This is a genomic window from Calditrichota bacterium (assembly GCA_013151735.1).
Taxonomy (GTDB): Bacteria; Zhuqueibacterota; JdFR-76; order JdFR-76; family BMS3Abin05; genus BMS3Abin05.
The window spans coordinates 1-14083 of record JAADHR010000162.1 but is presented as its reverse complement, the minus strand read 5'-3'; the positions used below and the strand labels follow the sequence as shown (position 1 = coordinate 14083).

General features: G+C 48.5%; 12 protein-coding genes. 9 read left to right on the top strand and 3 right to left on the bottom strand.

All coding sequences use genetic code 11. The features are described from left to right. From GXO76_11510 to GXO76_11480, 7 genes are all read left to right on the top strand, one after another. Nucleotides 1–1281 (top strand): NCS2 family permease, encoded by a 1281-nt coding sequence (locus tag GXO76_11510; GenBank protein NOY78484.1) that lies wholly within the window; start codon nucleotides 1–3, stop codon nucleotides 1279–1281. 187 nt (nucleotides 1282–1468) lie between these two features. Further along, nucleotides 1469–2545: a quinolinate synthase NadA gene (nadA, locus tag GXO76_11505; protein NOY78483.1), complete on the top strand. Its 1077-nt coding sequence runs from the start codon at nucleotides 1469–1471 to the stop codon at nucleotides 2543–2545. 38 nt (nucleotides 2546–2583) lie between these two features. Further along, nucleotides 2584–2991 carry a 6-carboxytetrahydropterin synthase gene (locus GXO76_11500; GenBank protein ID NOY78482.1) on the top strand — a complete coding sequence of 136 codons (408 nt, stop codon included), beginning with the start codon at nucleotides 2584–2586 and terminating at the stop codon, nucleotides 2989–2991. Between the two features lie 23 nt (nucleotides 2992–3014). After that, nucleotides 3015–3560: a GTP cyclohydrolase I FolE gene (folE, locus tag GXO76_11495; GenBank protein ID NOY78481.1), complete on the top strand. Its 546-nt coding sequence runs from the start codon at nucleotides 3015–3017 to the stop codon at nucleotides 3558–3560. Further along, complete coding sequence (locus tag GXO76_11490; protein NOY78480.1) at nucleotides 3553–4293, top strand: SDR family oxidoreductase; 741 nt, start codon at nucleotides 3553–3555, stop codon at nucleotides 4291–4293. Before folE ends, GXO76_11490 begins: the two co-directional genes overlap by 8 nt. 84 nt (nucleotides 4294–4377) lie before the next feature. Further along, the gene (locus GXO76_11485; GenBank protein NOY78479.1) at nucleotides 4378–5064 is read left to right on the top strand and encodes a metal-dependent hydrolase; all 687 of its coding nucleotides are present in this window, start codon (nucleotides 4378–4380) and stop codon (nucleotides 5062–5064) included. Nucleotides 5065–5227: 163 nt separating this feature from the next. Then, on the top strand, nucleotides 5228–7573 hold the full coding sequence (locus GXO76_11480; GenBank protein ID NOY78478.1) for a transketolase: 2346 nt from the start codon (nucleotides 5228–5230) through the stop codon (nucleotides 7571–7573). A 61-nt stretch (nucleotides 7574–7634) separates the two neighbouring features. Here the strand turns inward: GXO76_11480 and GXO76_11475 are convergent, their stop codons facing one another. From GXO76_11475 to GXO76_11465, 3 genes are all read right to left on the bottom strand, one after another. Further along, nucleotides 7635–9269 carry a hypothetical protein gene (locus GXO76_11475; GenBank protein NOY78477.1) on the bottom strand — a complete coding sequence of 545 codons (1635 nt, stop codon included), beginning with the start codon at nucleotides 9267–9269 and terminating at the stop codon, nucleotides 7635–7637. A 90-nt stretch (nucleotides 9270–9359) separates the two neighbouring features. Further along, nucleotides 9360–10856, bottom strand: coding sequence for a sodium:proton antiporter (locus GXO76_11470; protein ID NOY78476.1), 1497 nt, complete (start codon nucleotides 10854–10856; stop codon nucleotides 9360–9362). A 24-nt stretch (nucleotides 10857–10880) separates the two neighbouring features. After that, nucleotides 10881–12113, bottom strand: a complete 1233-nt coding sequence (locus GXO76_11465) for a dicarboxylate/amino acid:cation symporter (GenBank protein NOY78475.1) — start codon at nucleotides 12111–12113, stop codon at nucleotides 10881–10883. 416 nt (nucleotides 12114–12529) lie between these two features. Between GXO76_11465 and pyrF the strand changes: the two genes are divergently transcribed. Together pyrF and GXO76_11455 are read left to right on the top strand one after the other, a co-directional pair. Next, nucleotides 12530–13339, top strand: a complete 810-nt coding sequence (gene pyrF, locus GXO76_11460; GenBank protein NOY78474.1) for an orotidine-5'-phosphate decarboxylase — start codon at nucleotides 12530–12532, stop codon at nucleotides 13337–13339. Between the two features lie 86 nt (nucleotides 13340–13425). Then, nucleotides 13426–14013 (top strand): orotate phosphoribosyltransferase, encoded by a 588-nt coding sequence (locus tag GXO76_11455; protein NOY78473.1) that lies wholly within the window; start codon nucleotides 13426–13428, stop codon nucleotides 14011–14013. Nucleotides 14014–14083 lie beyond the last annotated feature (70 nt).

Sequence of the window (14083 nt, the reverse complement as noted above, 5' to 3'; positions counted from 1 at the left end):
CTGGATGAGTTGGGGACGACGGTTAAACGGGAAATTGTTGCGGGGCTTACGACCTTTGTGACCATGGCGTACATCATTGTGGTCAATCCGAAAATTTTGCAAGTGGCGGGCATTCCCTTTGGGCCATCGATGGTGGCCACTATTTTAAGTGCCTTTTTCGGAACATTGGCGATGGGCATTTACGCCAAGCGTCCTTTTGCTATTGCTCCGTACATGGGCGAAAACGCCTTTATCGCCTACACGGTGGTTAAGGTGTTGGGCTACTCCTGGCAAACGGCACTGGGAGCCATTTTTGTCAGCGGTGTGCTATTTACCCTGCTGACCCTTTTTAAGATGAGAAGCTGGCTGGCTAATGCAATTCCGCAAAGCCTGAAGATTTCTTTTGCGGTGGGAATCGGGCTGTTTCTGGCGTTTATCGGCCTGAACGAAACGGGAATTGTGGTTTTGGGGGTACCCGGTGCCCCGGTGCGGGTGGGAAATCTGGGCAGCCCCTCCGTTCTTCTGGCCATTTTCGGTTTCTTGCTCATGGGCTATTTGATGATTAAAAACGTCAAAGGAGCCATTTTAATCAGCATTTTGGTGGTTACTTTTCTTTCCTTTCCCCTGGGGGTGGCCAATTTACCCAAACAGTGGGTGAGCCTGCCGCCGAGTCTGGGTCCCATTTTCCTGAAGCTGGACATCTGGGGCGCTCTGAGCTGGGGATTTTTTGCGGTGATGCTGGTGGTTTTTGTAATGGATTTTGTGGATACGCTGGGAACCCTTATCGGGGTTTCGTTTAAGGCGGGTCTTCTGGATGAAAATGGGAATCTACCGGAAATTGAAAAGCCCATGCTTTGCGACGCCCTGGCAACCGTGGTCGGTGCTCTGCTTGGAACAACCACGACGGGTACGTATATTGAATCGGCTACGGGGATCGAAGCCGGTGGACGTTCGGGTTTAACCGCTGTTGTAGTGGCCCTTTTATTCTTACTGGCCCTCTTTTTTGCTCCATTCTTGACGGCTGTTCCGGCGGCGGCCTACGGTCCCGCCTTGATCATTGTGGGTGTGCTCATGCTCTCTCCCATCACACAGATCAAATTCAGTGACTTAACGGAGGCTATTCCGGCGTTTTCGACCATTGTGCTGATGAGCTTTACCTACAATCTCGGCATTGGCATGACCGCCGGTTTTGTGTTGTATCCATTGGTAAAGATTGTTTCGGGCCGGACGAAAGAAATTCCAGGCGGGTTGTGGGTACTGGCCGGTTTTTCGCTTTTGTTTTATATTTTTTATCCCTATTGATGGATTTGATATGAAAGTCCCCGGCACTTAAAGAGTGCCGGATGCTCATAAATCCATTCGGAAGGTGTGACGTTTTATTCTGAAAATTATTTGAATTCTTTCAAAATAATCAGTAAAATATAACAGATCTGTGCGTTGTAGCATTCGAAAACAGTGCTTGTAATTTGAAAAAATGAAAGAATAGACCATGCCCGTATCCACAAAAAACGTACCGGAAACCTACAAAGCGATCAACGAAAAGGCAGCCATCCAGAGAATTAAGGAAATCAAAAAGAAATGGGGTAATCGCCTGGTGATTTTGGGTCATCACTACCAGCGGAAATCCATTGTGGGGATTTCCGATTTTGTAGGCGATTCCTTTGATCTTTCTCGCCGGGCATCGAATCTTGAAACGGCCGAATTTATTGTGTTTTGTGGAGTTCGGTTCATGGCCGAGAGTGCCGCCGTGCTGGCAAAACCCCATCAAAAGGTGATTCACCCCGATCCGGATGCGGGGTGCCCCCTGGCGGATTTTGCATCCTTCTCCCAGGTAGATGCAGTCTGGAGAGAATTGGGCCGGGTCATCGATACGGAGAACGTCACCCCCATCGTTTATGTGAATTCCAGTGCCGGGTTGAAGGCCTTTGTCGGAGAACATCGGGGAACCACGTGCACCTCTTCCAATGCGCAAAAGGCGTTTGAATGGGGATTTGAGCAGTCCGAGAAAGTGTTTTTCTTTCCCGATAAAAATTTAGGCAAAAATGTGTCGATATTTTTGGGAATTCCGGATGAGGAAGTGGTGGTGTGGCATCCGGGCGTTCCCGGCGGAGGGGCCACACCAGAGGCTATTCGCCGGGCGCGTGTGATTTTATGGGAAGGGTACTGCCACGTACACACCTGGTTCCGGAAATTTCACGTGGATCAGGCACGGAAAACTTACCCGGATGCCAGGCTGATTGTTCATCCCGAATGTGATCCCTCCATTGTGAAACAGGCCGATGCTACCGGATCCACCAAGTTTATTGTCGATTATGTACGGCAAGCGCCCCCCGGCAGCACTATTGTTATCGGGACGGAAATCAATCTGGTCACACGTCTGGCCGACGAAAATCCGGATAAAACCGTGGTGCCTCTGGCAAAATCACCCTGCCCGAACATGTGGAAAGTCAGCCCTAATGATGTGCTGTATGTTCTGGAGAATTTGGGAGAGGTAAATGTCGTTGAATTGTCGGAATCTGTGGTAGCAGGGGCCCGAAAAGCCCTGCAGCAGATGATGGCTCTGTAATATCGTTCAAACGGGAAGGAAAGAAAGGGTTTTTAAGCGTGATTTATGTGACCAAACGTGTAACATTTAGTGCGGCCCACCGATTGTACAATCCCGATTTTTCGGATGAAAAAAATGCGGAGATTTTTGGTTTGTGTAACAATATTCTGGGGCATGGTCACAATTATGACCTGGAAGTGACGGTGCGGGGGGATGTCCACCCGGAAACAGGAATGGTGATCGATCTGACCCGGCTAAAGGAAATTCTGACAAAAGAAATTGTGGAAAAAGTAGACCACAAGCACTTGAATTATGATGTGCCTTTTTTGAAGGAGGTGATTCCCACAGCCGAAAACCTGGCCATGAAATTTTGGGAGATTCTGGCAGATAAAATAGATGAAGGGGAACTGTACGAGATAAAATTGTACGAGTCGCGAAACAATTTCGTCACCTATCGGGGGGAATAAAAGAAAGCAAGGAATTGAATGCAATGGAAAAACTGGTACGGGAATTTCTGGAAAAGCTGGGTGAGGATCCGCATCGGGAAGGGCTCTTGAAAACACCGGAGCGGGTGGCAAGCGCATTTCAATATTTGACGAAGGGCTACAAACAGAATCTGAAAGAAATCTTAAATGGGGCCCTTTTTGAGGAAAAATACGACGAAATGGTGATTGTAAAAGATATTGACTATTACAGCTTGTGTGAACACCACCTGCTGCCGTTTTTCGGGAAGGCTCATATCGCTTACATTCCCAATGGAAAAATTATTGGAATCAGCAAGATTCCGCGGATTGTGGACATGTTTGCGCGGCGGCTTCAGGTCCAGGAGCGGATGACGACCCAAATTGCCGATGCGCTTCAGAATGTGCTGCATCCGTTGGGTGTGGCCGTTGTGGTGGAGGGCCAGCACCTGTGCATGATGATGCGCGGCGTGGAAAAGCAGAATTCCGTTATGACCACCAGTGCCATGTACGGGGCCTTTCGCAACCGTACGTCCACCCGGGAGGAATTTTTGCGATTAATTAATCATGCGTAATCGAAAGAGATTTGCCATGATTGAAAATCGCATTCAAAATAAAATTGTGGTCGTAACCGGAGCCAGCGAAGGCATTGGTTTGGCGGTTGCGAGGCTTTTTGCAGAAAATGGGGCCCGCGTGGTTTTGGCCTCGAGAGATCCTGAGAAGTTAAAGATCGCCTCTGCCGAAATTCAGGGTCAATCCACGCCGATAACCTGTGATGTTTCTAAACCGGAGGATGTGATTCGGCTGAAAACCGCCGTCATGGAAACCTTTGGGACCATTGACATCTTGATTAACAACGCAGGGGTAACCCGTTTTAAACCGACCTGGGAAACGACCCTCGAAGACTGGCAGACCATTTTGAACACCAATCTGACGGGGACATTTCTGGTTACCCGAGCCTTTTTACCCGAATTTATGCAGAAAAAATCCGGTCATATTGTGAACCTGGTTTCGGTCGCCGGAAACACGGCTTTTCCCAATTGTTCCGCCTATTGTTCCTCAAAATTCGGCCAGCTGGGTTTTACCCGCGTTCTTCGGCAGGAGCTGATTCCCTACAACGTTCGGGTGACGGCCGTTCTTCCCGGCGCGACGGACACGGCCATCTGGAATGATTTTGAGGAAACACCCGATCGCGGCCGGATGATGCGTCCCCGGGATGTGGCCGAAGTGGTCTGGTCTGCCTGCAATGCCGATGTGCGGGCAACGCCGGAAGAAATTGTTTTGCGCCCCACCAGCGGAGATGTGTAAAAAAGGCTTGATTTTTAAGTGTTTTTTGTCAATTTATTAGAAGACACATTTTTTCATAACGAAAAAATAAAGGGAGGATGTACCATGCCAAAGTTAACTTATTTAAGTCATTCGGCCTTTTTGGTAGAAAATGAAGGAACATCCATTGCCATTGATCCCTTTCTAACAGGCAATCCACTGGCGCCCGTCAAGGCTGAGGATATCCATCCTGATTGGATCATTTTAACCCACGGGCATGGCGATCATGTCGGGGACGGCATCACAATGGCCAAACGGGACGGCGCCACAATTATTGCTCCGTTTGAACTGGCCACATACTGCGAAATGCAGGGCGCCCAGGTGCATCCCATGCACATTGGCGGTGCTCACGAGTTTCCCTTTGGCCGCGTCAAAATGACCATCGCTCACCACGGCTCAGCCGTTATTGACGGAAATACCATCATTTACACCGGTAATCCTGTGGGAATTTTGCTGACGCTGGGCGGAAGCACCCTCTATCATCCGGGAGATACCGGCCTTTTCTACGACATGAAACTCATTGGCGAAATGAATGACATCGATGTGGCGGTTTTACCCATTGGCGATAACTTTACAATGGGCATCGATGATGCCGTTAAGGCGGTTGAATTTTTGCAGCCCGGCCTGGCCATTCCCATGCACTACAACACATTCGATGTGATCAAAGCCGATCCAAACGAGTTCGTGAAGAAGGTGCAGGATAATGGGTACAACGCCCAGGTTTTGGGTTTTGGTGAAACTCTGGACTTTTAATCTGTTAGAAAAGGGAGATTTCTTTTCGGACAAAAGTGTGGCCGGTTTGATTAATTTTTGTGAGGCGTTCTAATTGCAAATAAAATTCTGGTGTTGTTGCCGCGAATGCGCGGATGAAAGAGTTTGTTTTCGCCAATATTAACCCGGAATAAAAGGAGTGAGTATGCAACAGAATTCAACGCTTGCGGATGAAAAATACGAAGCGCTTTCCCGGCATTTTGATCAGTGGGAGGTCGTGAAGGATTTAATCGATCAATTAATAGATTTGATGTTAAATTATCGGCAGAGCGGGCATCCGGGCGGTTCTCGCTCAAAGGTTCATGCCCTGGTAGCAACGCTTCTCAGCGGCGGGATGCGCTGGGATATCCGCCATCCCGAAAAGCGCTTTGGCGATCGATTTGTACTGATTGCCGGACACACCATTCCTCTGGTTTACGCCACGCTCACCGTTCTGGGTGAAGCCATGCACGCGAAATATTCCCGTACGAAAAACGCCGATTATCGGGTTCCGGATGAGCGGATTGTCCGCCCCGAAGACCTTTTGGATTTTCGGCACAACGGGGGCCTGCCCGGACACGCAGAATTTGCGGGAAAAACCCTCTTTCTGAAATTCAATACGGGTCCCTCCGGCCACGGTTCGCCTGCGGCTGCCGGTGCGGCGCTGGCGCTCAAAATGGCCGGGATGGACGAGGTTAAAGTGATCGGTTTTGAAGGGGATGCGGGGCTCACCCCGGGGGCGAACCACGAAACAATGAACTCTGCCTGGGCACTGGGTTTGAACAATTTGTACTACGTGATTGATTGGAATAACTTTGGGATTGACGATCATCCGCTGAAAGAAACGGTTTACGGCACGCCGGATGAGTGGTTTCGTCCGCACGGCTGGCGCGTGGTTGGAACGGAAAAGGGCTCGGAATGGGAACCCCTGACGCGAATGATTACACAGCTTTATTTTGGTGAAAATCCCGAAAAGGTTCCCAATGTCGGCTGGATGAAAACCCGCAAGGGCCGGGGATATTTGAAATATGACAACAAGTCCCACGGATCTCCCCATCCGATGAATTCCGAAATCTTCTGGGAAACCAAAAAACCGTTTCAGGAAAAATATGGTGTGAAATTTGAGGGATTTGGCCAGCCCGCTCCGGAAACAAAAGAGGCTCAGCGGGAGCAATATTGGAAGAATATTAACGTCGTTCTGGATGTTCTTCGCCAGAATTCGTCCCTGGTTGATTATATTGCAGATACGCTGACGGAGATCGGGGAATCGGTTCCCCGGGAATCTTCAAAATTTGTTTTGAAAACTGAAAAGAAATCTCCTTTTAGCGATCCCGTTTTGTACGATTACAAAAATTATCCTGCTGAAATATATCTCCCGCCCGGCTCGAAGGTTCCCAACCGAAAGGGTCTGGCTGCCTGGGGTGCCTGGATAAACAGCTACGCTCACAAAAAATGGGGCCGCCCCCTTTTCATTGCCGCTTCTGCTGATCTGGCCGATTCGACCAACATTTCCGGTTTTGGCAAAAAGTGGGGTGATTTTGAAGGGTTTGGGTGGTACCATCGGGATAAAAATCTTTTGGGGGCACTGCTTCCTCAGGAAATTACCGAATTTGCCAATTCCGGAATCGGTGCGGGACTGGTGTCGGTCAATTTTTCTGAAAATCCCTTTGAGGAATTTGACGGATTTTATGCAGCCTTCTCCACGTACGGCTCATTTGCTTATTTGAAGTACGGGATGATGCGTTTGTACAGTCAGATGGCTCAGGATTGTGATCTCAAATTGGGAAAACTCATCTGGATTGCCGGGCATTCCGGCCCGGAAACGGCCGATGATTCCCGTACACATTTTGGCATTTTTTCGCCGGAGGTAGGTGAGCTTTTTCCGAAAAGGCAGATCATCAATGTGCACCCCTGGGAATACAACGAGGTGCCGGTTGTGCTGGGGGCGGCGCTTAAAGAGGATGTCCCCATTGTGGTTCTGCATCTTACCCGCCCGCCCATCGAATTGCCCGATCGGAAAGCCCTGGGAATGGCATCGCATTTTGAAGCGGCCAAAGGGGCCTATTTGATACGCGACTACAAGCCCGATCAGCCGAAGATGGGTGTCGTCATCATTCGCGGGACCAGCACGACAAATAATTTAGTGAAAATCTTGCCCGAATTGGACAAAGCGGGCCTCAATGTGAAAATTGTGGCGGCCATTAGCAATGAACTGTTCGACCGTCAGTCCGAAAGCACCCGGGAGAGCATTATTTCAAGGCGAGAATGGATGGATACCATGATTATTACCAATGCCTCGCTTCGGATGATGAATTCCTGGATAAAAAATCCGGTGACGCCGGACTATTCGCTTTCGGCAGATTGGGACAGCCGTTGGCGGACGGGCGGAACGGTGGACGAAATTTGCGAGGAAGCCCACATCTCTTCCGACTGGATTCTGAAAGGCATTGAACGTTTTGCAGCCGATCGCGAGAAACGGCTGTCGGAGTTAAAGAGCTGGATGCCAGAGTAAAAGGGGGTGTTCGGTCGGCCTGTCGAATTCCCCGTCACTTTCAAAGTGACGGGGATTTTTTTTACCGGATTATTTTCCGAAGACGGGGAGCCCGGTCAAAAACCTTCAAGACAGGGTAACGGCCCAAATTGCGGCTCCACTCCGCGGTCAGGTATCGGTCGAAGAAATTCCAGACCAAAAGTCCGTCGTCACTTTGCGGCTCCAGCAAAGTGGCAATCAGGGGTGCCAGAGGCTGATCCATTCCAACAAAGTAGCTGCCGGCAGGAATAGTGTCTGTTTCGGTGCGGGCGGTAACGGCAACATGCGTAAGCCAGTGCCCCTGAAAGGGCCATTTGCTGGGGAAGAGTTTGGCGAATCGGAATGTTTGAACCCGAAGCACAGCCGGAGCGAACAGTTTTTCCACAATGATACCGTGCTGCCGGAGTTTGGCGATAATTTTGGGAAGTGTCTTGGGAAGAATGTAGCCTCGGGGGAGCGGAACCGATTGTGTAACGGTAAAATTTCCGTAAAATAACGGGTGGTACGGCTTTTCCCCGGACAGTTTCCGGTAGTGTTTTTTGCCGGTCGAGTCGGTCAAAACCGTGAATTCGTAGCCTTGAATCGCTAACGGTTTTTTGAAAGGAAGCGCCTCAATCTTAATTCCGAAACGGTTACGAGTCGTGTCCAATGTTGCTCCCGCGGCAATGGTTTCGCGATCAACCCGATGAATCAGAGCGTTCATTTCTGTGCCGTGATCGTGAGTGTATTGGAGAATTTCGCGAAGGAATTCATAAGCGACCCGTATCCGCGTGTGGTAATCCGCGTAAGCGTAATTCTCGTCCAAAATAGAGAAGCGATTTCGCAGTCCGGCGTAATTGGTGCCGTATCGTGCTTTATGATCAAATGTAACCCACCCGGCGTCAGGATTTGTCCGATCCCTAAAATAGCCGTACGGAATGGAGGGGATTTTCTTTTCGCTAAAAAGCTTTTTCTGAATGCGGGGGAGCATTTTCTCCCGGACGTACCTGTAAATACTGGGATTCATATTGGGATTGTGAGGGCCGGCCCAGGTGAGCGGCTCGTGGTGATCGGAGCCGTTCGTTGTGTGCATATCCACAAAAAGCATCGGATCCCACCGATTCCACACCTGTTCGACAAGCCCGGTGACTTCGGGGGTTTCCAGTTTAATGAAATCCCGATTTAAATCCAGGCCCTGACCATTTTGGCGAACGCCGACCCCCTGTTTGGGTCCCACTTGATTGGTACGGTGCGTTTTGCTGATTTTGTCGTTGCCGTCCGGATTGAAATCGGGAACAAGAAGCAGAATTTGATTTTCGATGAGCGCGTGCTGGTTTCCGAAAAGAATATCGCGCATAAGGGCCAGCATGGCTTCTTTTCCCTCAACCTCGCCGGCGTGAATATTGGCCTCGGCGTAAATCACAGGCTTTTCAAAGGCATTTGCCTGAAGAGGCGATTCCGGCGGCGGCGTTCCCAGAATAGCCATGATGATCGGCTTTCCCTCCGTGCTGGTCGCAAGGGTTGTGAGCCGGATTTCCCGGCTTCTTTTCTGGAGTGCGTGCAAAAATTCAAAAACCTCCGCAGAGGTTGACGTAGCCGTGTAATGGCTTTTTTCGGCAACGGTTTGAAGCGGTTGCGAAAAGCCGGCCGTTGTTAAGAAAACCGAAAAGATAAAAAGAAAGAGCCTCTTTTTCAACATCTGTGCAATCTCCTTGCTAAATCAATTTTAATCTGCCACAAAGGATGGAGTTTTTCCTTGCGTTTTTGGGACTTTGTGACAAACAATTTTTTAAACCACAAGAAGCGCCAACACGGTGTACAACACGGCGCCGATCCCGGCGGCGACAGTGGCTAAAGGCAATTGGGTAGTGACATGGTCCATGAGGTCGGTGCCGGTCGCCAGGGCCGAAAGAATCGTCGTGTCTGAAATAGGAGAACATTGATCCCCGTAAACCGAACCGCCTGTTACGGCGGCAAAACAGAGTAAATTGTAAAACGGATCTGGATTCACCGCGTAAGCCAGAGGCATGGCGATAGGAAAAACCACGGCGTACGTGCCCCAGGATGTTCCCGTTGAAAAAGCGATTACCATGGTGGCAAACAGCAGGATGGCCGGCAGAAAAACGGGATTAATAAGAGCGCTCGTGGTTCGAATAAGAAAGTTGGCGGTTCCCACTTCTTTGGAAACCGCACCCAGTGTAACGGCCAGTCCCAGAATAATGGCGCCGATTGTTACGCCCTTACAGCCGTCAACAAATCCCTCCATAATTGTTTTCAGAGGCATCCCTTTGTAAAGGGCCAGGAAAATGCTGGTTAACACCGAGAGAACAAAAGCCTCGGACACGTGGAGTTTTCCGTACAGGACATACGGGCCAATTGAAACGGCCAGTAAAACCCCGATCGGCAGTAAAAAATCCCAGGAACTGGGTTTGTAATCATCGGGGATTTTCATCGAGGTGAGTTCTTTGGAGATCAAGGGTTGGGCACCGTCCCGATCCAGTTTTCCGGTGGATTTGACCCGATTCATTGCGGCTTTCATTTTTTTCCCGTACCAGGGGAGTTTTTCAATTGAAAACAGGAAGGTAAAAAGAACCGCAAAAATAGCGTAAAAATTAAAAGGAATGGCCTTGAAAAGAAACGTTTTGCTCACATCCAGACTGGCAAACAGCGGTGTGGTTCCTACAACCAGTCCCCCAATGTAAATGGGCCAGACGTTAAACGGAAGAAGTGTGGCAACAGGCGACGCCGTAGAATCGATAATGTACGACACTTCTTCATGGCTGACGCCCTGGGCATCCGTAATGGGTTTGGCCGTGGAGCCCGCCAGAATGGTGCTGATGGTTCCGCCCTGGTGAAAAAGCAGTCCGAGAAGAAAGGCGAAAAATTTGGCCGATTTACGCCCGCGCACGATTTTTTTACCAGCCAATTCGGCGAAATACTGTGCCCCACCGGTGCGCGTCCAGATGCCGATGAGTCCCCCAAGACTCCACAGGTAAACCAGAAGAATCTCGCCGTATTTTTTACTTCCGATAGAGGGGATCAAAAAATCCTGTACGATGTTGTAGTGGCCGCTGATAATTCCGCCCAGAAAAATGCCCAGAAAAAGAGAAGAAATGACCTCCCGGGTAAGAAAGCAAAGGACAATGGTCAGAAATGCGGGCAGGAGCGACCACCATCCGAAATCCTTGGCCGAGGTGTTGAAATGAATGAGAGACGTCTGTTCCCGCAAAAAAATAAAACCGATCAAAATGAAAGCGACGGTTATCCATTTCAGATTTTTGGACATTCCAATTTCCTCAATTTTAAGGATTTAATCTGCGCCGGGGATTTTCAGTTCTCCTTCGGATGCCGCCACGACCACCGCGGCCGCCGTATCGCCCGTGATATTAATGGTAGTGCGAAACATGTCCAGAATCCGTTCCACACCCAGAATTAAGGCAATGCCCTCCAACGGAATGCCAATTTGTTTAAGAACAATAACCAGCATCAGCATACCCACACCCGGGGCACCGGCCGTTCCAACTGAAGCCAGCGTTGCTGTAAGAACGATAATGAGCTGGTCCCCTATCGTTAAATGCATTCCGTAAACCTGGGCGATGAACAAAGCGGATATTCCCTGATAGAGGGCGGTTCCGTTCATGTTGATGGTGGCACCCAACGGAAGTACAAAACTGGCAATATCGTTGGGCACCCCGAGATTGGTTTCACTGACTTCAATGGTTACGGGAAGCGTTGCCGAACTGGAACTGGTGCTGAATGCCACCAATTGGGCGGGTAAAATACCCTTTAGAAATTGCGCCGGTTTCATTCCTCCCAAAATACGCACGACAAAAGGGTAGGTGAAATTAAGAAAAAGAAGTCCTGCAATAGTCAAGAGGGAATATTTCAACAGAGAGACCAGAATCTCCATTCCAAAACTGCCAACCACGCTGGCAATGAGAGCAAAAACCCCGTAAGGTGCCACTTTTATTACGATGTGAACGGTTTGAATCATGAGATCATTTAGGGCATCCATAAAACGAATCAGAAGTTTCCCCTTTTCGGAGGGAATCATGGTAGTAACGGCTCCTCCGAAGATGGCAAAGAAAATAATCTGCAAGAGCACACCCTGACTGAGTGCCTGGAAGGGATTGGTGGGGATAATATTGAGAAAGGTGTTCACAATGCTGGGTTTTGCGGCGCTGGCTACTTTCGATCCGGCCTGAGCACTGTAGTTTTGCATGAGAGCTGTCTTAATATGTTCGGGAAGCCCGCTGCCCGGTTGAAAAAGATTGGCCAAAACAAGTCCAACACCCACCGCAAAGGCCGTGTAGAGCAGATAAAAAATCAGGGTTTTCCCACCAATTCGCCCCATCTTGCCGATATCCCCGAGGCTTGCGGTTCCAATAAAAAGCGACGCAAATACCAGGGGCATCACGACCATCTGGATGAGCCGAATAAAAGCCGTACCCACGGGTTTGAATTCCACAATCGACTGATGGAGCAAGAGTCCGGCAACCGCTCCCAGGATTAATCCCAGGAGAATTTTTGTGTAAAGTTCCATTGAAAAGGATTTTTCAAAAAGAAAATAAAGAAAAATCAATAAAATGGCATTTCGGCAAAGCTGGAGGATCGTAAAAACCGTAGAAGAAAAAGACGCTGTTGGAAGGCTGAAAAGAACCGCGGCCAATCCCCCGAAGAAAACGGATAATAGAACGTAAGGCACCCGGATTGATTTTTCTGAGGTCATTTTGAAGTCCTGTTTCAATGAATACTTATTTATCTTTTGGTTTATTAAACCTTTGTGGCTTCATGATTTTGTGGCCAATGAATTTTTCAGGCTAAAGAAACGTAATTCCTGAATCCATTTAAAATCTTGTTAATTATAATAAAAATTAAGAAATAATCAAAGACAAAAAAATAAATTTTTATTGATTCTTACGGCAATTTATTTTAACTTTTAGAAAAAACGGAGGCCCAATGACATTTAACGAGCGATTGAAAGTCCTTTCGGAACAGAAAAAGAGCTTTCTGTCCATTGGCCTGGACGTGGATATGGACCGGATTCCCGGTTTTTTGTTAGATTTTGAAGCGCCGATTTTGGAATTTAATAAATCCATCATTCATGCGACATCAGACATCGCAACGGCGTACAAATTAAATATGGCTTTTTATGAGGCCTACGGCGTTCAGGGTTGGCGCTCTTTGAAAAAAACACTGGACGTGATGCCGGATTCCGTGATTAAAATTGCCGATGGGAAACGCGGTGATGTAGCCCATTCCTCCCGAAAATATCGGGATGCCTTTTTCAAAGAACTCTCCTTCGATGCCGTTACCCTTAATCCGTACATGGGGTACGATGCGATTGCCCCGTTTTTGGAAGATGAGACCAAGGGGGTCTTTATTCTTTGTTTAACTTCCAACGAGAGTGCCGGGGACTTTCAGTTTTTTTCAGATGGCAAGAACTTTTTATTTGAAAAGGTGGCCGAAAAAGCGGTTGAGTGGAATGTAAATGGAAACTGCGGCCTGGTTGTGGGTGCCACCAAAGCGGAGCATTTGAAGAAGATTCGGACCATCGCCCCGGACCTGCCGCTGTTAATTCCGGGAGTCGGTATTCAGGGGGGTGATTTGAAATTATCCGTCGAAAATGCGCGAGATTCACGAAATGGCGGATTCCTGATTAATTCCAGCCGCGGCATTTTGTACCACTCTGACGATTTTGATTTTGCACAGAAATCCCGTGCAGCCGCTGAGAAGCTGCGGGATGAAATTAATGCCTATCTCATGTAGAGAACATCTGTTCGGACGACACCTTGATAGATTTTATTTTTCAAGAATTCACAGAATAAAGGGAAAATAAGGGATTAGGTACGAAAATGAATCAGGGTGAAATTATTAAAATATTTGAAGATACGGGAGCACTTTTGGAGGGACATTTCTTGTTGTCATCCGGTTTGCACAGCTCCCAGTATTTTCAGTGTGCCAGGGTTTTGCAATATCCTCAATATGCCGAGGAACTGGGGACGGATATTGCGGAATATTTTAACGATTACGATATTGATTTTGTCATTTCACCGGCCATGGGGGGACTCATTATTGGGCACGAGGTGGCACGAGCTCTTAAAACCCGGTTTATTTTTACGGAACGGTCAAAAGAAACCGATGAAATGACCCTGCGAAGAGGGTTCGATATTGAAGAAGGCGAAAAGGGTCTCATTGTAGAAGACGTACTCACAACCGGACGATCGGTTCGTGAATTGATCAAACTTTTACAGACAGAAAATGCGCATATTGTGGGAACAGGCTTTATCGTGGATCGAAGTGATAACCGGATCAAATTTAATGTTCCCAAATACGCTGTTCTGGAAATGCCCGTAATCACTTATCGTCCTGAAGAATGTCCTCTGTGTAAAAAGGGTATTCCGATCTCAAAGCCCGGAAGCCGAAAAAAGATTTCTCTTTAGGGCGCGGTGACAGGCGTTTGGGCAAAGGTTTCCATGAATGATGTAGCCGCAGGCTTTACGCCTGCGGATT

Coding starts and splice junctions, on each gene's coding strand:
- nadA (NOY78483.1), top strand. CDS start 1,469: ATGCCCGTATCCACAAAAAACGTACCGGAAACCTACAAAGCGATCAAC.
- folE (NOY78481.1), top strand. CDS start 3,015: ATGGAAAAACTGGTACGGGAATTTCTGGAAAAGCTGGGTGAGGATCCG.
- GXO76_11490 (NOY78480.1), top strand. CDS start 3,553: ATGCGTAATCGAAAGAGATTTGCCATGATTGAAAATCGCATTCAAAAT.
- GXO76_11485 (NOY78479.1), top strand. CDS start 4,378: ATGCCAAAGTTAACTTATTTAAGTCATTCGGCCTTTTTGGTAGAAAAT.
- GXO76_11480 (NOY78478.1), top strand. CDS start 5,228: ATGCAACAGAATTCAACGCTTGCGGATGAAAAATACGAAGCGCTTTCC.
- GXO76_11475 (NOY78477.1), bottom strand. CDS start 9,269: ATGTTGAAAAAGAGGCTCTTTCTTTTTATCTTTTCGGTTTTCTTAACA.
- GXO76_11470 (NOY78476.1), bottom strand. CDS start 10,856: ATGTCCAAAAATCTGAAATGGATAACCGTCGCTTTCATTTTGATCGGT.
- GXO76_11465 (NOY78475.1), bottom strand. CDS start 12,113: ATGGAACTTTACACAAAAATTCTCCTGGGATTAATCCTGGGAGCGGTT.
- pyrF (NOY78474.1), top strand. CDS start 12,530: ATGACATTTAACGAGCGATTGAAAGTCCTTTCGGAACAGAAAAAGAGC.
- GXO76_11455 (NOY78473.1), top strand. CDS start 13,426: ATGAATCAGGGTGAAATTATTAAAATATTTGAAGATACGGGAGCACTT.